Origin of the sequence: Microbacterium sp. 1.5R (assembly GCF_007667425.1) — a bacterium.
Taxonomy (GTDB): domain Bacteria; phylum Actinomycetota; class Actinomycetes; order Actinomycetales; family Microbacteriaceae; genus Microbacterium.
Map to the genome: position 1 here is coordinate 2,256,052 of NZ_VDRC01000001.1, position 19,282 is coordinate 2,275,333.

The following is a 19,282-nucleotide window of genomic DNA, read 5'->3' on the forward strand; positions in this document are numbered from 1 at the left end:
GACGTGACGGATGTCGGTGTGATCACCGTCGAATTCGCGGGAGAGTACTTCCCCATCGAGTCGGGACGCAGGTTCACCGTCGGACGCGAGGGCGACCTCGCGATCGACGACAACCTGTTCCTGCACCGGCACTTCCTCGAGATCTCCGAGGTGAGCGGACTGTGGTGGCTGTCGAACATCGGCTCACGCCTCACGGCGTCCGTCACGGACAGTGCGGGGGGTGTGCAGGCCTGGTTGTCGCCCGGTGCGCGGCTGCCGCTCGTGTTCGAGGCGACGACCGTGGTCTTCAGCGCGGGCCCGACGACCTACGAGTTCGTCGTGCACGCGACGCAGCCGACCTTCCGCGCCACGCAGCGCGAGGTCACGAGCGGTGATTCGACGATCGGCGACGTTCCGCTCACCGAGAGCCAGAGGCTTCTCATCCTGGCCCTCGCCGAGCCGCAGCTGCTGCGCGACGGCACGGGCATGAGCGAGATTCCGACGTCGGCCAGGGCGGCGGCGCGGCTCGGCTGGACGGTCACGCGCTTCAACCGCAAGCTCGACAACGTGTGCGACAAGCTCGACCGCATCGGCGTCCCCGGCATGCGCGGCGGGCAGCGTTCGTTCGCGACGAACCGCCGGGCGCGGCTGGTCGAGTACACGATCGCGACGCGCCTCGTGACCAAGGAGGACCTCGTCGATCTCGACCGCCCGCAGACGTCGGGCGAGGATGAGGATGCCTGACGCCGCTCGACCGTGGCGAGGGCGATCGTGAACGAGCTGAGCGCCCTCGGTCTCTCGCCGCGCCAGGAGGAAGAGTGGCGCGACTTCTTCGCGAGCGGACGGGTTTTCGCCGTGCCGCTGGACCGCCGGCGGGTGCGGGCGCGCCTCCGCGCCGCGATGGTCGTCATGGTGATCGCGGTCTTCGTGCTGCTCCTCGCTGCCGTGACGTTCGTCGCGGTGCTCGTGCTGCACATCGGCGGACCGGTCACGGTACTTCTGCTCGCCCTGCTCATGCTGGCCGCCGCGATCATGGCCCTGCGCTTCGGCTTGCTGCGCCGCCGCCTGCGCATCGGCCGCGGCTCCGGTGACGACTACCTCGTCGTCAGCGCCGAGGGGATGCGCATCGCCGGTCACGTCGACGTGCCGTGGACCGCCGTGATCGGCGGCGTCGGTTTCGACGACCGTGGCGCCGGTGTGCCGCTGCTGCGCGGGCCGGCCGCCGCGATCGAGCGATCGGCGGGTCGCGTCCAGGCCGAGTTCGTCTTCGGGGTGCGCGGAGTGCGCGCCCTCCGCGACGGGGCCCCGCACGACCTGCGGGCGTTGTTCGAGGTGATCGAGCACCACGGCGGCATCCGTCTGCCCCTCGACACCATGGTCGACCCGGAGAGCGTCCTCGCATCGCTCGCCGCGATCTGCATCGCCGGTCGCCGCGCAGGCGTCGATGTCGAGGTCACCGCCGACCGCTCCACGATCTACACGAGAACAGTCGCCCTGCTCGGCCCGGAGAAGACTCCGCCGGCCGACGGGCGGGGATGAGAGGAACGAACACCATGGCCGACCTCCGCGCCAGCCGCTGCGACCAGCTCACCGCCCCCGTGACCGCCCTGACCGTTGCGGTCGTGGGGTGCAACGACCGCCTCCCGCACACCTTCACCGACGTCATCACCGCGGCGGAGGACGTCAGGGACATCGCCGAGCTGGGCTCGGGGGGAGTCGACGACAACGATTACGTGGCGTGGGCGGCCGGCGCCCCGGCGACGCTCACCGCGATGATCGAGGCGGCGCAGGCGAAGAGCACCGCCGGGATCTGGGAGGCGTTCTCCCACCCGCAGTTCGGCCTGCACCGACTCGCCTCGGCGTGCGCCGGGCTGCCGGGCTGGGCGATGCCGGAAGGATCCGAGTTCGCCTGAGCCGCGCAGCCTGAGCCGCGCAGCCTGAGCCGCGCAGCCTGAGCCGCGCGGCCAGTCAGCCTGTCAGCACCCGGCGGGCGATCCGAGGTCGGGCACGTCGATCTCCTCGCCCCACCCCGAGAACTCCAGCTGCAGCGCCCCGGCCGCATCGGCTCGGGTGAGCGTCGTCGGCAGGGCGGATCCCTCGGTGCTCACCGCCAGCGCGCCGAGGGTTCCATCGGCCCCGAGCACGAGGTCGACGGCGTCGCCCGACGGGGCCGACAGCTTCGAGGCGTCTGCGGTGTACTCGGCGATCGTCTGGAGCGGATGCAGCAGCGCACCCCATCGCGTGAGCGCGTCGTCGTCGTCGGCCACGCACCGGAATTCACCGGGTTCGAGGTCCTCCGTCGCGGTCGCCGTCGACGGCTTCACGTAAGCCTGGCCGTCGGACACGACGATCGTGGTCGTGTCCCCGTCGATCGTGAACGCCGCCACGGTCTGCTCGCTCGAGCCGTCGACCTCGACCTCGAGGGTGCGCCCGGCGCCGTTCGTGTAGGTGCCGGTCATCGTCGCGGTGCCCGCCTCGCGCACCGCGGCCAGGATGGTGGCGCGAGCCGACGCGGCATCCAGCAGCACCAGTCCGTTGCCCGATGTCTCCTCGTCCCACGCGCCGAGGTCGATGTGGGTGGGCGACGGGACCGGGTCCGCGGGCTTCGCCGACCCCGAGCAGCCGGTCAGCATCAGAGCGGCGCCGAGCAGGGCGGCGATCAACCGCCGGTCGCTCGGCCGGCGGTGACTGCGCCGCCGGTCACTGCGCCGCCGGTCACTCAGCCGCGGCATCAGCGACGCATCCCGAGACCGCGCCCTGGGCATCGAGGGTCGCCCTGTCGAGCTTGACCTCGGCGGTCTCATTGCCGGAGGCGGGGCGCACGACGATGCATGAGCCGTCGTCGACGATGGCCGCAGCGCGGGGCAGCCAGGCCTCGGTGCCCGTGACGAGCTGAGAGACGTCGAGAGTCGGACCGGAGGGGCCGTCGACGACGATCACCTGATACGGCACGTCGGGTCCCGACCAGTCGGCGCGGACGACGTTGTCGGTGACCTCGAGCTTCAGGTCGGTCGCTGCGGAGCCGCCGGACAGGCCGCCGAGGATGACGAACACGACGAAGGCGATGAGGGCGAGCAGGGTCGTGCCGACCGAGATGAGGAAGGCGGGATGCCGCCACAGCGGGCGCTGCTTCTCCGGCGCCTCCTCCAGCTCGGGGAGCACGTCGCCGGAGGTCTCCAGGGTGCGGATCGCGCCCGGCGCGATCTGCATGCTGGGGCGGGGGGTGTCCCAGCCGAGCTGTCCGTCGAGGGGCGCCGGGGTCGTGGCACGGGCCGCGGTCCACGGCACAGGCGCCTCGGTGATCATGGCGTTCGCCGGGCGCTCGGCGGCCGGGGCAGCGGTCTGCTGGCGGCGGGTGCGCGGGATGTCGCTCATGGATATTCCGAGATTCTCCGTCGTGGTCGGGCGCGTCTATCCTAGTCATGGCCTGTCGCCGACCCTGGAGTCCCATGACCTCGACGCACCGACGCCGGCGCGGAGCTCTCGCTCTCGCCGTCCTCTCCGGTGCCCTGCTGCTGGGGTCGCCGCTCGTCGCGTCCAGCGCGCTGGCCGCGTCGGCCCCCGAATCCGGCGGCGCGGTCGAGGTGTCGTACTCCGATGAGAGCGAGATCCGCCCCGGTGAGGGATGGATCATCGACTGCGGCGGCGTCGGCACTCTCGAGGGCATCACCGTCACCTGCGCCGAGGACCGGGTCCAGCTCGTCTCCGCCGGATACGACACCGACCTGGGCACCCAGACGCTCACGGTGCCGCAGGTGTCCGGCGCCACGCGGCTCTCGATCGACTACCGGGTGCGGCTCGAACCGCCGCCCGTGCCGGAGGTCGGCGTCGATCGTCTCGACCTCCCGATCGCGGTGGGGGAGCAGGCGCTCGTGCCGCTGTCGGCCCTCGCCATCACCTGCGCCGTCTGCACGGACGACGGCGGAGCCCGCATCCGCGTCGACGACCCGCCGCCCGGGCTGTCGGCCGGCGTCAGCCCCACGCACCTCGCGCTGCGCGCCACGACGCCCGGCGACGTGGTCGTGCCGCTCACGGTGACCGATGACGCGGGGCAGTCGGTGTCGATCGAACTCACGGTCTCGATCATCGCCGCACCAGCCCCCACGGTCGGCGGCCTGCACGTCGTCGGAGACGCGACGGCGATCCCCGTCGTCGAGCAGACCTGGGGCGACGATGCCGTGATCGTGTGCAGCACGCCGCAGTCGATCGGCCTCCGCTGCACCGCCGACGGCGACGTCGAGCGCAGCGGCACCGGCCCCGCACAGCTGCTCTTCCGCGTGGTCGCCGACGACGGCCGCTTCGCCTGGGGCAGCATCACCGACGACCCCGACGCGGATGACGTCGCGCTCGCCGCTCCCTCGTGGGAGAGTGAAGCGCCGCTGTCGCTCGTGTCGGCTCCGGTCGACGAGCAGCAGGCCGACGACGCCGCGCCGCTCGCCGGTCTGGCCCAGCTTCTGGAAGGGATACCCGCATCATGAGCCTTCGGCTGACCGTCGCCGACCGCCCAGGGGCGCCGCAGCCCGAGTCGTGGATCGTGAAGATCGACGAGGCGACCACGATCTCCGAGATCGGCGAGTCGCTCGACGTCCCCGTCGACGAGCTCGCGCCCGGCACCGATCCCGCCTCGGCGTTCACCGCCACCGGCCTTCGCAGCGGTGTGGTGGTCCCCTCCCGCCGTCAGGTGATGCTCGACCCCGGCACGTTGCGGTTGGAGTTCGTCGCCGGACCGTTCGCGGGGGAGTCGGTGCCGATGTCCCCCGGGGTCGCCACGACGATCGGTCGCGGATCCACCGCGGCCGTCCGCGTGGCCGATCCGCATCTCGGCGAAGAGCACGCCTCGATCACGGTCTCCGGCGGACTCGCCGCCGACGGCTCGCTGCTCCCGGTGACCGCGCGCATCGAGCTGCTCGCACCCGACGCCGACCTCGTCGTGAACGGGTCGACCGGAGAGCGCTCCACGGACATCGTCCCCGCTGACCTCGTGCAGCTGGGCAGCAGTGTCGTCCGCATCGGCGCCGCCCCGGCATCCGACGCCGACATCACGATCGACGAGGTGGGCACCCGGGCGTTCAACCGTCCGTCACGGATCCGTCCGTCGCAGGTGCCCCCGGTCATCCCGCTGCCCGGCGACAAGCCGGAGGAGCAGGACGCGTCTCCGCTGCCGTGGCTGTCGGCGATCGTGCCGGTCGTCCTCGGCATCACGCTGGCGTTCGTGTTCCAGCGCCCGATCATGCTCCTGATGGCCGCCGCATCGCCCGTGATGGTGATCGGCTCGTTCTTCGCGAACAAGAAGCTCGCCCGTCGCAAGGGGGAGCGCAGCGAAGCCGACTGGATCGACGAGATCGACGACGCCCGCAAGCGCATCGCGGTGCACGTGCGCCAGCAGCGACTCACGAGCTGGTACCACCACCTCGACCCGGTGTACATCCGTGATGTCGTGACCCGTCCGCTCTCCCGACTCTGGGAGCGCCGCCGCAGCGAGGAGGATGCGCTGCGGGCCCGAGTGGGCGTCGCCGATGTGCCGCTCGACGTGCGCTTCGAGGGCGGACCGCAGAAGGAGCGCCGCAGCGACAGACGCGTTGGCGTCTCCCCGTCACCGGTCGCGGTCGACCTCGCCTCCGGTCCCGTGGGCGTCGCCGGACCCGCCGACGTCACCGGCGGGGTGACGCGGGCCATGCTCACCGGCCTCGTGGCGCTGCGCTCGCCGCGCGACCTGCAGGTCGTCGTGCTGTGCGATCGCGATCAGGAACACGCGTGGTCGTGGGTGCAGTGGCTCCCGCACGCGCAGCCGGGCGTCGGCCCCGTGGCGCTCATCGGCAACACCGACCTCACGCGCCGCGAGCGGATCCGCGAGATCGGCACGCTGCTCGACATCCGCATGCGGATCGGTCGGGATCGCCGCCTCGAGTCCGAGTCGCAGATCGTGCTCGTCGTCGACGGCGCCCGCCGCTACCGCATGCTCCCCGGCATGGTGACGATCCTCGAGCAGGGCGCCGCCTACGGCATCCATGTCATCGCGATCGACTCCGACCGCTCGCGTCTGCCGGAGGAGGCGACCACGGTCGTCGTCGCCGACCCAGGCGACCCGCTGCTCGGCCGTGTCGAGTCCGGCGACGCCTACCACTCGCCCGTGCTGTTCGACCAGGTCAGCGTGGCCTACGCCGAAGAGATCTCGCGGGCGCTCTGCTCGATCGAGCACGTGCGCGGTGTGGGCGACGACGCGACCGTGCCCAGCAGCGTCCGCTACACCGAGCTGCTCGGCATCGACCTCGCCGATCCGCAGCCGATCATCGACCAGTGGCAGGTCGTGCCGCGGCAGTCGTACGTCGTCATCGGCGCCGGCGCCGAGGGGGAGTACGCGATCGACATCGCGACCGACGGCCCGCACGCGCTCGTCGCCGGCACCACGGGTTCCGGAAAGTCGGAGTTCCTGCAGGCGCTGGTCATCTCGCTCGCGCTCGCGAACCGCCCGGACGCCCTCAACTTCGTGCTCATCGACTACAAGGGCGGTTCGGCCTTCGCCGACTGCGCGCGCCTGCCGCACACCGTCGGCATGGTCACGAACCTCGATGCGCGCGAGACCGAGCGGGCCCTTGCCTCGCTGGACGCCGAGCTCAAGCGCCGCGAGCGCGTGCTCCGCGATGACATCGGAGCGAAGGACGTCGATGCGGCATGGGAGAAGGATGCCGAGGCCGCAGCCCGTCTGGGACTCGCCCGGCTCATGATCGTCGTCGACGAGTTCGCCGAGCTCAAGACGGAGCTGCCGGACTTCATCAACGGCCTCGTGCGCATCGCCCGCGTCGGCCGCTCGCTGGGGGTCAACCTCGTGCTGGCCACGCAGCGACCGTCTGGTGTCATCACCCCCGAGATGCAGTCCAACATCAACCTGCGCATCGCCCTGCGCGTGACCGACCGCGCCGACTCGACCGACATCATCGGCGTGCCGGATGCGGCGCTCATCTCGGCATCCACGCCCGGCCGCGGGTACGTGCGTGCGGGATTGGATGCCGCGCCGGCGCCGTTCCAGACGGCGCGGGTCGCCGGCCTCCGCATCGGCCACCAGCGCACCACCCGCGTGCTGCCGCCCGCCGCCCGGTACGACTGGCAGACGGTGGGGCTGCCTCCGCGCTTCCCCGCCGCCGAGACGGCCACGCATCGCCCCGACCAGGACGACACCGACCTGCGCGGGCTCGTGCAGCTCGCCAACCAGGCCGCCACCGCCCTCGGCATCGAGCGCAGCCCGTCGCCGTGGCTGCTGCCGCTGCCCGACCTGCTGCCGCTCGACCGTTTCGACGAGTCGTCGGCCCCGGAGGGCGGCCTCGTGCTCGGCCTCGTCGACGTGCCGTCGAAGCAGAACCAGCGTCCGCTCGTGTGGAACGCGCTCACCGGCTCGCACCTGCTGTTCTTCGGCGGCAGTCGCTCAGGGCGCACGACCGCCGTGCGCACCCTGCTCGCGCAGGCCGTGCAGCGCTTCACACCGGCCGACCTGCACATCTACGCGGTCGACTACGGCACCGGGGCGCTGCTGCCGTTCGCCGAGGCTCCGCACACCGGCGCCGTCGTCACCCCGCAGGATGCGGCGCGCCTGCCCCGGCTGCTCGATCGCCTCGGCATGGACCTGTCGCGTCGCCAGGCCACCCTGGCCAGGGCCGGCGTCGGCAGCATCGCCGAACAGCGGCGTCAGGTCGACGCCCGTGACGCCCTGCCGTACAACATCGTCGTGATCGACGGGTGGGAGCGCCTCGGCGCCTCGATGAGCGCCGACGACATGGTGCTCGTCCGCGACCAGGTCATGCGCCTGCTGCGCGAGGGGCCCGCCGTCGGCCTGCGGCTCATCCTCACGGCCGACCGGTCGATCTCGTCCGACAAGGTGTCGACGTTCATCGACACCCAGTACGCGCTGCGCATGCGCGACATCAACGACTACCGCGGTGCCGGCATCATGATCCGCGACCTCGCGCCGAACATGCCACCGGGGCGTGCCCTCTTCGGCTCCGAAGGCACGGAGGCGCAGATCGCCGTGCTGTCGGCGGATGCCGGGGGAGAGGCGCAGACCGCCGCCGCGCGAGGCATCGTCGAATACGTGCGCGGCCACTTCGGCCAGTTCCCGCAGCTGGCCGAGCTGCCGCAGCCGATGCGCGTCGACCCACTGCCCTCGCGCATCGGGCTCAGCGTCGTCCCGACGTTGCCGCTGCTCTCGGGGTCCACTGCCGAGACGCCCGTCGTCGCCGTCGGCGGCGACCAGCTGTCGCGCATCACGGTCGACTGGCCGGGGATCGGCGGCTTCGTCGTCGCGGGTGACCGCCGCAGCGGCAAGACCCACACCCTCGCCGCCATCGCCCATCAGCTGGGTTGGCACAAGACGCCGATGGTCATCGTCGCCAGGGAGGGGTCGATCCTCGCCGAGGTCGCGAAGAGCCACGGTGTGACCGTGCTATCGCCCCGCACGCCGGAGGAGGAGATCACGGCGGCACTCGCGCCGACCGACCAGCCGCTCACGGTCGTGGTCGACGACAGCGAGTCGATCAGGGACACCGCGCTCGACCGCGCACTCGGCGGGGCCCGCGGCCACGCCCGCTTCATCGTCGGCGTGGGTGCGGAGTCGGCGGGGTCCTCGCTCACCGTGGCGCTGACCGAGGCGAAGAAGGGTCGAGCCGGCATCCTGCTGTCTCCGCCGTCGACCATCGTCGGCACCCAGGTGTTCGGCGTGCAGCTCGCGCGCACGCACGTCGGCCGCGCGACGCCGGGAAACGGCGTGCTGTTCAGCGACGGCTCGTACATGCCGGTGCAGGTGCCCGACCTGACGGCGTGATCCGGTCGCGCCCACGTCGCAGATCCGCGTCCGCGTCGCACGTTCCCGGCTGAGGACTGCGACGCGGACGCACTTCTGCGACGCGGGTCAGGGTCAGCCCTCCGCCACCCAGGTGTTCTCGTGCGGCTCTCGCCGCCACTGCTGACGGGGTTCGTGCCACTCGCGCACGACGTCGCCGAGCCACACCGTCGAATCAGGGGCCCAGCCCGCGATCACCGTCGCGTACTCATCGTCCACGTCGATGCACCGCGTGGCGGCGGAGAGGTAGCCGAGCGTCGTGAGGTGCACGGCATCCCAGCGCTCGGCGATCCGCTCCCAGTCGGGGATCAGCCAGCGGCCGTCTCGACCGGTGATGCGGAACCAGTCGTGCCGCCTGGATGCGGTCGCCTCCAGCGGGAACTCCCGGCACAGCGCGGCCCAATCGTCGGCGGAGCGGATCTCCAGGATCCGGCCCGTTCCACGCACCGGGATGACGGTGGCGACCTCCCACCCGAGAGAATCCTCGACGAGTTCGAGGGCGTCGGCGATGCGTCCGCGCGACGTCGGGAACTGGTACGGCACCGACCACCAGTGTCCGGAGAAGTGCGCGTGCACGTCGTGGGGTCGCTCGCGCTCGGCTCTCTTCTCGTCGTCGTGGTGCTCGCGCGTCCAGGCCGAGAGCAGGTCGCTGGAGGGGTGTGTGATCGCGGTGCCGTCGGATGCCGGGCGCCAGTCGACCGTCCACTGCGCCGACGCCCACGGGGCGGTGAGGTCGGGGAGGAGCGCGACCAGTCTCTCGGCCACCGGACGGAGCGCGTCTCGGACCGACGGCAGCGCGGCGACGGCATCCGTTCCGTCCGGCTCTTGCCAGTACCGCGCGGCGTCGACGGTGGTGCGCAGCGCTTCGCGCGCGGATTCGGCGGTGAGGATGCCGGAGTCGACCCGTCGCACCAGTCCGGCCACATCGGCCTCCGTGAAGGTCGGGTCTTCCGCAGGCTCGGGGTCGGAGCCGTCCGCGGTGAAGCGGATCAGTGTGCCGGGGCTGGGGTCGAGGCGGTGGCCGAGCCAGAACACGGCCTGGCTCAGCTCATCGTCGGTCGAGGCGGCCGCGTCGAGGCACAGTCGGCGCCCGCGGGGTCCGTGCAGCAGTTCGTCAGCGAGATCCGTCACGACGCCAGCTTGCCTCACGCGCATCGCCGTCGCAGATCCGCATCGCCGTCGCAGCTTCTCGGCAGGGATCTGCGACGTCGGTGTCGAACGGCGACGCGGGTGCCGTGAGTCGGGTCACCCGGAGGGCTCGAGCGCCCTCCGGCGGGATAGACTGACGCGGGCGCAGTGACCGTGATCACCGCGCAGCAGGACCAAGACGGGGGATCAGTCGGATGAGCACTCAGTGCCGTTTCTGCGGTGAGGCCGTGCGCCCGGACAGCATGTTCTGTCCGTCGTGCGGGCAGCTCATCGGGATGCCGGGCAACGCCGTGCCTCCGTTCCCCGGCGGCGCGACCCCCACCACGGCCGGATCGCCCGCTGAGCACCGTCCGACCGAGCCATTGCCGCCCGTGCCGCTCCCGGCGCCGCTCGCCGCCGAGCAGCCCCGACCGGCGGCATCCGCCCCCGCCGCGGCATCCGCCCCCGCTGCGCCGAAGCCCGCCGCTGCGCCGAAGCCCGCCGCGGCGCCGAAGCCCGCAGCGGCGCCGAAGCCCGCCGCGGCGAACGATGGCCCCGCCGCTGCCGCATCGCAGCCCGAGCCGGCGCAGCCGGCGGCCGAGGTCCGGTCGTCCGCTGCCGCACCCGCGGTGCCGACGACCGTGACCCTCCCCGACGGCCAGAGCCTCGGCCTCGATCGCGTGCTGGTGTTCGGCCGCTCGCCTGAGCGGGGAGCCGGCGCGTACCAGGGTGCGCCCGTGCGACTCGACGACCCGGCGCGGGCGATGTCGCGCGTGCACCTCGTGCTCGGCCCGGCAGCGGGCGCCGTCATCGCCACCGACCCGGGCTCCGCGAACGGCACGCTGCTCGACCGCGACGGGGTCCAGTACGCCCTGGTCGCCGGCACGCCGACCGCCCTCACTCCGGGCGACCGGCTGTTGCTCGGCGACGCCGTTCTACACATCTCCTGACACCATCCGCCAGATGGGGAGTTCTCCCCATCGGCTCCGCACCCCCGCGCGTGTTAGAAAGTACCCGGACCTATTCCGCGGCGTCGCCGCACAAACAGGGGGTATGACATGGCTGAGATCAAAGTAACTTCCGAGTCGCTCGCAGGCGTCGCCAACCAGCTCGCGTCGGGTGCGACCTCGATCGAGTCGCAGCTCGGCAACCTGAAGTCGCTCGTCCAGGGCCTCATCGCCGGCGACTGGGGCGGCTCCGCCTCGCAGACCTTCAACGAGCTCTACGAGCAGTGGGATGCCGCTGGTCTCCAGCTCAAGGAGTCGCTCAACGGCATCAGCGACCAGCTCTCGAAGGCCGCGCTGGCCTACGAGGAGTCCGAGAACAACATCGGCAACAGCTTCCGTTCGTAAGTCCGTTCAGCCCGGTGCGCCGGGCACGCTGATGTGAGGGGGGATGCCTCGTGGTGCAGTTCCACGTATCCACGCCGGCGCTGGGGTTCTCTGCAGCGTCGATGACCGGTGCGGTCGCGCAGTTCGATGCGCAGCTCGCACAGGTCACGGCTGCGGTGAACGCGGTCGTCGGGTCGACCTGGACGGGGAGCGCCGCCGACGCGTTCCTCGAGGAATGGACGTCCTTCCTCACCAGCGCGGGCGTCACACGCGAGGCGCTCATGAGCATCGCCGCTCGGCTGCAGAGCGGCCAGAGCACCTACGAGGGCAACGAGGCCCAGCTCACGGTCGCCTCGAGGTCGTCGAACGTCAACATCCGCGTGCCGGGGGTCGGGGGCAACAACGGCGGGGCCCAGGCGTCGGCCGAGCCGGCGGCCGCAGAGATCACCGAGGTGCAGGCCATGCCTGCCGACGTCACGATCGACGCACGCGCATTCAAGGGGGACACCGCATGAGCGGGCTGCACACGTACGAGACGGCTGACATCCGCGGGCTCGAGTCCGCGCTGAAGCAGCTGCACGGCTACTGCGGCGAGCTGCAGGCTCACGCCTCCGGCGCGACCGGAGCAGTGAGCGCGCAGTGGAGCGGCATCGCGAACAACGAGTTCGTCAACACGGTGCAGACCTGGCAGGTCGGGGCAACGATCCTCACCTCCTTCGCCGAGTACCTCGCCACCTGGGCCGGCGACGCCGCCACCCAGTACGAGACCGCGCAATCCTCCGCCGGCAGCATGTGGGGCGGCGGCGGCGGTGGCGGCGGCACCGGTGGCGGCGGCGGACCCGTGGCGGTGTGACCTCATGGTGAGAATCGACCCCGCGAAGTTCTCGACCGCGGCAGACGCATACGACACGATCGCTCAGCAGGCCCAGAACTACGCCATCTCGGCGCGCGGCGACCTCGGCGGTTACGGCGGCATCGCCGGCACCGACCCCGGTGGCGAGTCCTTCGCCGAGTCCTACGACGCGATGGCGGGCGCCGCGCTGCAGACGCTGTACGACATCGCGGTCGCCGCGCGCGGTCTCGACCGCACCCTCATGGCCACCGGCGGCACGCACGCCCAGGCCAACGCGAACGCCGAGCGGATCGTCTACGACGCCGCGTCCGAATTCGTGCTGCGCCCGGAGATCGCCGAGATGAGCGTCGCTCCGCCGCCCTCCGCGTTCGGCGGTCGCCCCGACACGATGGTGCAGGGGCTGGACAGCGCGGCCGTGTGGGTCTGGGACCAGATCCTCAACTTCATCGGCACGCTGTTCCCCGACGGCGACCCCGAGAAGCTCGAAGAGGCCGGCCGTGCGTGGAGGGGCATCCTCTCCGACATCCGCAGTCTCCGCAACGACATCCGGATGGGCGACAACGCCCTCGCCGGCATCGACAGCGGCGAGGTCTCGGCGATCACGCAGAAGATCGACGACTTCGCCGACGGTCTGACGACCTTCCTCAGCGACGACGAGGGCATCGGGCAGATCGACGACATCTGCAGGGAGTACGCGCAGCAGATCCGGGACACCCTCGAAGAGACCCGGCAGATGCTCATCCAGCTGGTGATCGAGGTGGTCGCCGGTGCCGGCCTCAGCTTCGCGCTCTCCTTCGTCACGTTCGGCGCGGCCGGTGTCGCCGGTGCGGCAGCCATCACGGCGCGCGTCGTAGCGATCGGAGGGCGCATCGGTGCCCTCGTCGCGCGGTGCGTCGCGACGGCCACGCGCCTGGCAGCGCGCCTGCGCGCGATCGTCCCCGGTCTCGCCCGCGCGGCGACGAAGTTCCCCAAGCTCACCCGCGCCGGCATCGAGGTCGTCTCGGGCACGGGTGCCTCGGTGATCGCCGAGACCGTGCAGGGCAGCGAGGCCAACTACGGCGCCGCATTCCTCTCCGGCTTCGCCGGGAGCTCGCTCACCGCGGCCATCGTGGCCCCGTTCGGCAAGGCGGGCGAGCGCTTCGTCGTGCAGGCCCTCGCCAACGGCTCCGGAGGCGCGGGTGGCACGGTCGTCGACCTTGCTGTGCGCGGCGAGGAGATCAGCGCGTCGGCGGTCGCGATGGGTGCCGGACTCGGCGTCGCCGGTTCGGCGCGACTCCCCAGTCGCCGTGGTGGCGCGAGCGCGGGTGGCGGCAACAGCGGTTCCGGCGTCGGCCTCACCGGAACCTCTCGTGTTCCCGGGCGCCGCGGCGGTGCCGAAGCCGGTGGCAGCGGCAACGGCGGCGGCGTGCACGTCAACGACTACGACGGGCCTTCCGGCGTCGGCGATGCGGCCAACGCCTCCGGCGGCGACGGCGGGGGCGCACCCCGCTCCGACTACGACGGCCCCGCGGGGCAGGGCGGCGATGTGGGCGGCGGCGGCTCCGACGGCGGCGCAGCGCCCACGAACCACGGCGAGGCTCCGACCGCGACCGACATCCACGTGACCCCGGAGACGGGCGGTGCCGGCGACGGCGGCTCGACGGGCGGGGACGGCTCGTCGTCTTCGTCCTCGACGGGTGGCGACAACTCGCCCGCCGTCGACAGCACGCCGACGTCGACCGACTCCTCGACGTCGACCGACGCCTCGACGTCGACCGACGCCTCGACGTCGACCGACGCCTCGACGTCGTCCGACGCCTCGACGTCCTCCGCTACGGACGGCGGGTCCACCGCCCCTGACAGCACCCCGGCGCCGCAGGGCGCGGGTGGCGACTCGTCCGGCTTGGGCGGCAACGCGGGCGACTCGGCTCCCGTCGGGACGGGTGCGGGCAACGCGGGCGACTCGGCTCCGGTCGGGACGGGTGCGGGTACCGCGGGCGACTCGGCTCCGGTCGGGACGGGCAGCCCCGCAGACGGAGGTACGTCGACCGACGGCGGGAGCTCGTCGTCGAACGGCGACGCGACCACCCCGAGCGACGTCGATCTGGACCTCGACTCCACCCCGCCGACGGACGTCGACCTCGACGTCGATCCGACCGCCGACGGCTCGGGCACGACCGCTGACGGCAACGGCGCAGACGGCACGGGTGCGGATGCAGACGTCTCCGGCGCGGATGCAGACGGCGCGGATGCCGACGGCTCCGGCGCCACGGCCGACGACGCAGCGCCCCACGCGCCCGCCGACCCGGCATCCTCTGCCGGCGATCAGCCGCAGCAGTGGGGTGACGGCGGTCCGACGCAGGACGCGCACGGCCGCCCCTACGACGAGCGCCCGGACGGGCGTCGCACCATCGAGGGTGACCCCGACAACACGTACCGCGACCGTGCGGGTCGACTGCACGACGAGGACACCCACCACTTCGTCACCGACACGAACCGCCCGGATGTGGACGACCTGCCGGTCGACCGTGCCGTGCACGGCGAGACGTCGACCTTCGAACCCCAGGGCGACGCGCAGACCGAGCACAGCACGCAGGTCGCAGAGCGCGACGACCTGCAGCTCGAGGCCGACGGCGCACGCGATCGCATCGATCAGCTGGTCGAGTCGACCGGCATCGATCCGGACGTCCTGACGGGCCGCTCCCAGGAGATCGACGCCTCGATCGACGGACTCCGTCGTGACGGAGTGATCACCGAACGACAGGCGGAGTCCCTCCGTGAAGCCGTCGCGGAGCGTCGAGAGATCCTCGCGGATCTGCGACAGGTGTCCGAGGAGATGGGCGACGGAGCGGCGAACGCCGTGTCGACCGCCAGGGGCGAGATCGAGCTGATCGGTTCCGGCGGGGCGTCGTCTGGTCGATTCGACCACGTGACGATCTCCGGCAACCCGCCGACCCTTCACGTCTACGAGGCGAAGGGCGGCAACTCCTCGCTCGGCTACCGCACCGTCGACGGCGTCCGCGCCGAGCAGGGCACGACCGCGTACCTCAACGACATCGCCGGCCGCGACCCCCGACTGCAGACGCAGCTGGAGCGGTACGCCGCGAGCCCCGGGGCGGACCCCCGCGTGGTCGAGGCGATCCGCAACGGCACGCTCGACGTGCGGTACGAGCTCGTGCAGGCGCGCCCTGACGGGAGCATCCACGTCTCGGAGTTCCAGATCGATCGCAGCCAGGTGCGTGTTCCCGGCTCCGACGCCGCGCTGACCCCGCCGCACGGCGGCGGCAGCGGTGTGGCTCCGCACGCCACGGGCGGCGGTTCGTCGACGCTCGCTCCCGATGTGCAGGCTCGTCCCGGCGCCGGTTCGTCGCACGTGTCACCGACCGCGGACGGCCCCGTCGGGCCGGGAACCCAGGCGGCTCCGACGGCCGACGCCGGCCCCACGCCGGACGCCGACCTCACGGCTGAGGCGACTCCGACGGCCGACGCCGACGCCGCCGCCACGGCCGACGCCGGCCCCTCGGCATCCAGCGCCGACTCGACGACGGATGCCGGTACCGCCGACTCCGCCGGCACCGCGGGCGCTGACACCGCGGCCGCGGATCTCGCGGACACCGCGACCGCCGACGGCGGCGACCCGATCGATCCCGCCGACGGTGCCGGAGACGGCGGCGGCCCCGACCGGAGCTCCGACCAGATCGTCCGCGACTTCGCCGACGCGCACGGACTGTCGAACCAGGACCTCCACGATCTGCGCCACACGCCGGCGTCGCAGCTCTCCACCGATCAGCGCGCTCAGCTCCTCGAGCTGCGCGGTCTGATCGATGCCCCGACACCGGGCACCCGCATGGTCAAGGTCGTGCCGTTCGACGACGTCAGCAAGTACCTGCACGGCCAGTACGGCCCGCAGGTCGGCGGATTCGTCGCCCGCGCGAGCGACCTCAACCCGTGGGGCGGTCTCGACCAGGTCGTCGCCGACGCGCGGCTGGACTACGTGCCGAACAACGGCGGTACGAACCCGTACACGGCGCCCGGCGCCGACTCCTACGGCTTCATCGAGTTCCAGACCGACGACGTCGACCTCCTCGGGGTGCCGCTGTCGCCGGAGTTCGGTGGCACCGCCGAGTACGACCAGCCGTTCGCCGGGTCCGGCTTCCTGCTGAACCGCGACGACGTGTGGCGGCCCGAGTACGAGGCATCCGACCGGATGAACGTGTCGGAGGGGGCGCGCCTCTGGGCGGTCACGCCTGACGGCCCGCGCCTCATGGGCATCTACATCCCGGGTCACGGATTCCTTCCGCCCCGCCCCGGGGTGTGAGCGACCCCGTGCAGGCACCAGGACTCTATGTGCGGTACCAGGGGGTCGACTACCCCCTGGTCAGTCAGGGCAGCGGCTGGGTGATGCGGACGGAGCGCGCGACGAAGGGCTTCGAGAAGGCCGCGGCGACCAAGGGGGCGACGACCAGGTACGAACGGCGGATCGCCCCCGAAGAGCGGCTGGAGTGCTTCCGGCTCTCGCACTCGGGGACCTATCGGGGTCTCCCGGTGCGGATCTCGCCGAGCAACGACGGGCGGGTCATGGCGATCGCGAAGGACTCGCGGGCGCGCGAGAACGGGTTTGATAGCTTTGAGCGCGACGAGTGGGTGAAGCTCGTTCCCGAGAACGACAGGGAGCTGCGCATCACCGCGACGCGCACGCCGGTGCCAGCGCCCTGGCTGCGTTCCGACCACGGAGGAAGACGATGACCGAACTCATCAAGGCCGTGACGCCCGCACGAGGACGTGCGTGGCTCAGCCAGGGCCTCGGATGGGTCGCGGGGTACGTCGTCCGCCGTGACGACGTGCGCGCCGCCACCACGCCGTCCGCACTGTTCGCGGAGCTGGGGCTGGGGTTCCCCGACTCGCCGTTCGCCGCTGACGCGCCGCACCTCGACACGCTGCGCATCCCTGCGTCCCCGTACCTCGCGCTCGCGGCGCCCGGCACGAAGGATGTCGTGCCTCCCTTCCGCGATCACCCCCCGACCAGTGGCACCGGGTTCGTCGAGAGCGCCTCCGCGATGGTCCCCTACTGGTGGCTCGCGCCCAGCGCGATCCCGGCGGGCACGAGCCTGTGGCGCACCCACGCCGATGGGCGGGAGGAGATCCTCGCCGGGTATGCGAACGTCGCCGAGGGGTGGGTCTCGGTGCGTCCCGACTTCGCCCTCCCGTCCGTGCCGGTGCGGTCTCCCGAACTCGTCGGCGTCTGGGCCGAGGTCGACGGGGAGCGGATGCTGGCCGACGTCCTTCCCGACGGCAGCGCGGTGCTCTGCGCGCCCGAGGAGCGCGAGGGCATGCGGCAGTCCGCCCGCGGCGTCTGGTGGCGCGCGGCGGCTCTCAGCGACGTCGACCGTCTCTACGCGGTGCGCGTCGTCGGACGCTGGCGCAGCCGCCGGGTGCAGCTCGTCGGCGTCGAGCAGGGTGAGTCCGGAGGCCGCGCGCACATCGTCTTCCTCGGGCACGACGCGATCGACGCGGAGTCGTTGGGGCTCACGAAGTCCGACGCGGGCATCTACGAAGGAGTCGTCCCGCTGACGGACGTGACGAGCCTCGGCGAAGAGCAGACCGACTTCTCAGTGCCGACAGCGGCGAGCAGCGCCGAGTGACATCCCCCTCCGCACCGATCGATAGGGTTTCTACATGAGCTGGAACGCGATGACCCCCGCTGAGGCGTGCGACCTCATGGACTTCTGGGCGGGTCTGCCCTGGCCGCTCACACGCGACGAGGCCCAGCAGCGCGCGGTCGAACACCTGGGCTGGACCACCGAGGTCGAGGACGGCAAGTCGTATCTGATCAACACCGTCTCGGGCTTCACCGTGCCCGACGTCTCGACGATCGGCGCGCGCCGGCACCTGAACTACGTGAGCCTCCATCTCTCCGACGAGACCACGACACCGTCGGCCGAAGAGACCGCGGCGATGGGGGATGCCTTCACCCTGGTCGTGCGCGAGGGCACCGCGCGGTGGGGAGAGCCGACGCAGCGTGAGAGCGCGGGGACGACGTCGGCGATCTGGGACGTCGCAGGCGGCGCACGGGTCTCGATCAGCCTGTCGCCCTCCGGCATCCGCGGAATGTTCGAGACGCCGCAGGGCGTCGAGGTCGAGCGCAAGCTGGGGTACTGAGCGATGTCCACCTGGGAGGAGTTCGGCGACAGCCTGACGGCGACGTTCCGGCACGTCGCCGATCGCGTGTTCCTCATCATCGCCTCGGAGAGCGACCCCGCCCGCTACGTGCAGTTCGCCGGTCGGCCCGGTCGGCTGGACGCGGAGGCGCCCTCGATCGACGTCGCGAAGGGCGCCGACGAATCCGTCCTCGCGGGCGCCGGGTGGACGCCGCCGGGCCCTGCTCAGCCGAACTGGACGTCGTCGCTGCCGCTGCCTGCTCTGACCGATGAGTACGGGGCGCTCGCCGACCGCTGCGTGCGCGCCCTCCGCGACGCGTACGGCATCGCCGGTCCCGACGACCTGGCGTACCGCGCCTGGCGGGAGTCGGAGCAGATGCCCGAGGGGGAGACCTGGTCGGAGGAGTGCATCGCGGCCCTCGACCGCGGCGAGGATCCGCTCGACCTCCCCACGCTGGGCCTCGCGGCCAACTGAGTTCCTACCCGAGCTTCGGGCCCGACCCGACCCGGCGCGGGTGGGCTTCTCAGCGAGCGGCGGCGTCGGCCAGATGGCGCGCGTTGTGGCTGAGCACCTTGACGATGATGCCGTGACGGCGCAGCTCCGACACCGTGCGGGCGCCTTCGTCCGCATCGCGTCCGAGCGCGCGGATGTTCGCCACCACGAGCACATCGCCCTTGCGGAGCGTGCCGATGAGGCGGGAGAGACGATCGTTCCAGCTCTCGAGGATGTCGGGGGCCGGGTGGCGGAAGCCGTCGATCGGCACGCCGAAGCGGGTGAGGTCGTCGCGCTGCTCGACCACCGGCGGCATATCGTCGCGTGAGACGACGAGTCCGACGAGGCGGGAGCCGTCGGGGCGGGCGAGCCAGAAGTCGCGATTCTGCTGCAGCTCGGTGAAGCACTTCGGGCACTCGGCTGCGGCGTGGGGCAGGTGCAGCGGACTCGTCACGGGCTCGTCGACGGATGCCGCCGCCCTCAGGGGATCGATCGTCTCGCTCATCGCGCACCTCCGATATCCATTGTGCC

At 72.0% G+C, this 19,282-nt stretch carries 18 protein-coding genes; 14 read left to right on the forward strand and 4 right to left on the reverse strand.

All coding sequences use genetic code 11. The features are described from left to right. The first annotated feature begins 3 nt into the window (after positions 1-3). Genes FSY98_RS10725 through FSY98_RS10735 form a run of 3 tightly spaced genes read left to right on the forward strand, consistent with a single transcriptional unit; the run spans position 4 to position 1,892 of the window. A complete protein-coding gene (locus FSY98_RS10725; RefSeq protein WP_260857357.1) occupies positions 4-723 on the forward strand; it encodes a hypothetical protein in 720 nt (239 codons plus the stop codon). A gap of 27 nt (positions 724-750) precedes the next feature. Further along, complete coding sequence (locus tag FSY98_RS10730) at positions 751-1,518, forward strand: hypothetical protein (RefSeq protein ID WP_144876476.1); 768 nt, start codon at positions 751-753, stop codon at positions 1,516-1,518. Between the two features lie 14 nt (positions 1,519-1,532). Next, positions 1,533-1,892 (forward strand): hypothetical protein, encoded by a 360-nt coding sequence (locus FSY98_RS10735; protein WP_144876478.1) that lies wholly within the window; start codon positions 1,533-1,535, stop codon positions 1,890-1,892. A 63-nt stretch (positions 1,893-1,955) separates the two neighbouring features. Here FSY98_RS10735 and FSY98_RS10740 read toward each other — a convergent pair whose 3' ends face one another. Further along, a complete protein-coding gene (locus FSY98_RS10740; protein WP_144876480.1) occupies positions 1,956-2,711 on the reverse strand; it encodes a hypothetical protein in 756 nt (251 codons plus the stop codon). Next, the gene (locus tag FSY98_RS10745; protein WP_144876482.1) at positions 2,695-3,354 is read right to left on the reverse strand and encodes a hypothetical protein; all 660 of its coding nucleotides are present in this window, start codon (positions 3,352-3,354) and stop codon (positions 2,695-2,697) included. The genes FSY98_RS10740 and FSY98_RS10745 overlap by 17 nt, the downstream gene beginning before the upstream one ends. 74 nt (positions 3,355-3,428) lie before the next feature. On the opposite strand from FSY98_RS10745, the gene FSY98_RS10750 reads away from it, so the two are divergent. Both FSY98_RS10750 and FSY98_RS10755 read left to right on the forward strand, forming a co-directional pair. Beyond that, positions 3,429-4,457 (forward strand): hypothetical protein, encoded by a 1,029-nt coding sequence (locus FSY98_RS10750; RefSeq protein WP_144876484.1) that lies wholly within the window; start codon positions 3,429-3,431, stop codon positions 4,455-4,457. Further along, positions 4,454-8,791 (forward strand): FtsK/SpoIIIE domain-containing protein, encoded by a 4,338-nt coding sequence (locus tag FSY98_RS10755; RefSeq protein ID WP_144876486.1) that lies wholly within the window; start codon positions 4,454-4,456, stop codon positions 8,789-8,791. The genes FSY98_RS10750 and FSY98_RS10755 overlap by 4 nt, the downstream gene beginning before the upstream one ends. Before the next feature lie 93 nt (positions 8,792-8,884). On the opposite strand, the gene FSY98_RS10760 is transcribed toward FSY98_RS10755, so the two are convergent. Beyond that, entirely contained in the window at positions 8,885-9,940 is a 1,056-nt protein-coding gene (locus tag FSY98_RS10760; protein ID WP_260857358.1) for a hypothetical protein, read from the reverse strand. Positions 9,941-10,152: 212 nt separating this feature from the next. On the opposite strand from FSY98_RS10760, the gene FSY98_RS16720 reads away from it, so the two are divergent. The 9 genes from FSY98_RS16720 (at position 10,153) to FSY98_RS10810 (ending at position 18,733) form a co-directional block, all read left to right on the forward strand. Continuing rightward, positions 10,153-10,887: an FHA domain-containing protein gene (locus FSY98_RS16720; RefSeq protein WP_186307621.1), complete on the forward strand. Its 735-nt coding sequence runs from the start codon at positions 10,153-10,155 to the stop codon at positions 10,885-10,887. Between the two features lie 108 nt (positions 10,888-10,995). Then, positions 10,996-11,289 (forward strand): WXG100 family type VII secretion target, encoded by a 294-nt coding sequence (locus FSY98_RS10775; RefSeq protein ID WP_144876495.1) that lies wholly within the window; start codon positions 10,996-10,998, stop codon positions 11,287-11,289. Positions 11,290-11,339: 50 nt separating this feature from the next. Then, positions 11,340-11,783 (forward strand): WXG100 family type VII secretion target, encoded by a 444-nt coding sequence (locus FSY98_RS10780; RefSeq protein WP_144876497.1) that lies wholly within the window; start codon positions 11,340-11,342, stop codon positions 11,781-11,783. After that, the gene (locus tag FSY98_RS10785) at positions 11,780-12,121 is read left to right on the forward strand and encodes a hypothetical protein (RefSeq protein ID WP_144876499.1); all 342 of its coding nucleotides are present in this window, start codon (positions 11,780-11,782) and stop codon (positions 12,119-12,121) included. Before FSY98_RS10780 ends, FSY98_RS10785 begins: the two co-directional genes overlap by 4 nt. 4 nt (positions 12,122-12,125) lie before the next feature. Then, positions 12,126-16,418, forward strand: a complete 4,293-nt coding sequence (locus FSY98_RS17000; protein ID WP_144876501.1) for a hypothetical protein — start codon at positions 12,126-12,128, stop codon at positions 16,416-16,418. An 8-nt stretch (positions 16,419-16,426) separates the two neighbouring features. Beyond that, a complete protein-coding gene (locus FSY98_RS10795; protein ID WP_144876503.1) occupies positions 16,427-16,846 on the forward strand; it encodes a hypothetical protein in 420 nt (139 codons plus the stop codon). Next, on the forward strand, positions 16,843-17,742 hold the full coding sequence (locus FSY98_RS10800) for a hypothetical protein (protein WP_144876505.1): 900 nt from the start codon (positions 16,843-16,845) through the stop codon (positions 17,740-17,742). The genes FSY98_RS10795 and FSY98_RS10800 overlap by 4 nt, the downstream gene beginning before the upstream one ends. A 34-nt stretch (positions 17,743-17,776) precedes the next feature. Beyond that, on the forward strand, positions 17,777-18,259 hold the full coding sequence (locus FSY98_RS10805; RefSeq protein ID WP_144876507.1) for a DUF6301 family protein: 483 nt from the start codon (positions 17,777-17,779) through the stop codon (positions 18,257-18,259). A 3-nt stretch (positions 18,260-18,262) separates the two neighbouring features. After that, positions 18,263-18,733 (forward strand): TY-Chap domain-containing protein, encoded by a 471-nt coding sequence (locus FSY98_RS10810; RefSeq protein ID WP_144876509.1) that lies wholly within the window; start codon positions 18,263-18,265, stop codon positions 18,731-18,733. 49 nt (positions 18,734-18,782) lie between these two features. Here FSY98_RS10810 and FSY98_RS10815 read toward each other — a convergent pair whose 3' ends face one another. Beyond that, on the reverse strand, positions 18,783-19,256 hold the full coding sequence (locus FSY98_RS10815; RefSeq protein ID WP_144876511.1) for a recombinase family protein: 474 nt from the start codon (positions 19,254-19,256) through the stop codon (positions 18,783-18,785). Between the last annotated feature and the right edge of the window lie 26 nt (positions 19,257-19,282).

What these genes read in the sequence shown, in the direction of transcription:
- FSY98_RS10735 (WP_144876478.1), top strand. Translation starts at nt 1,533, where the DNA reads ATGGCCGACCTCCGCGCCAGCCGCTGCGACCAGCTCACCGCCCCCGTG.
- FSY98_RS10740 (WP_144876480.1), bottom strand. Translation starts at nt 2,711, where the DNA reads ATGCCGCGGCTGAGTGACCGGCGGCGCAGTGACCGGCGGCGCAGTCAC.
- FSY98_RS10745 (WP_144876482.1), bottom strand. Translation starts at nt 3,354, where the DNA reads ATGAGCGACATCCCGCGCACCCGCCGCCAGCAGACCGCTGCCCCGGCC.
- FSY98_RS10750 (WP_144876484.1), top strand. Translation starts at nt 3,429, where the DNA reads ATGACCTCGACGCACCGACGCCGGCGCGGAGCTCTCGCTCTCGCCGTC.
- FSY98_RS10755 (WP_144876486.1), top strand. Translation starts at nt 4,454, where the DNA reads ATGAGCCTTCGGCTGACCGTCGCCGACCGCCCAGGGGCGCCGCAGCCC.
- FSY98_RS16720 (WP_186307621.1), top strand. Translation starts at nt 10,153, where the DNA reads ATGAGCACTCAGTGCCGTTTCTGCGGTGAGGCCGTGCGCCCGGACAGC.
- FSY98_RS10775 (WP_144876495.1), top strand. Translation starts at nt 10,996, where the DNA reads ATGGCTGAGATCAAAGTAACTTCCGAGTCGCTCGCAGGCGTCGCCAAC.
- FSY98_RS10785 (WP_144876499.1), top strand. Translation starts at nt 11,780, where the DNA reads ATGAGCGGGCTGCACACGTACGAGACGGCTGACATCCGCGGGCTCGAG.
- FSY98_RS17000 (WP_144876501.1), top strand. Translation starts at nt 12,126, where the DNA reads ATGGTGAGAATCGACCCCGCGAAGTTCTCGACCGCGGCAGACGCATAC.
- FSY98_RS10800 (WP_144876505.1), top strand. Translation starts at nt 16,843, where the DNA reads ATGACCGAACTCATCAAGGCCGTGACGCCCGCACGAGGACGTGCGTGG.
- FSY98_RS10805 (WP_144876507.1), top strand. Translation starts at nt 17,777, where the DNA reads ATGAGCTGGAACGCGATGACCCCCGCTGAGGCGTGCGACCTCATGGAC.
- FSY98_RS10810 (WP_144876509.1), top strand. Translation starts at nt 18,263, where the DNA reads ATGTCCACCTGGGAGGAGTTCGGCGACAGCCTGACGGCGACGTTCCGG.
- FSY98_RS10815 (WP_144876511.1), bottom strand. Translation starts at nt 19,256, where the DNA reads ATGAGCGAGACGATCGATCCCCTGAGGGCGGCGGCATCCGTCGACGAG.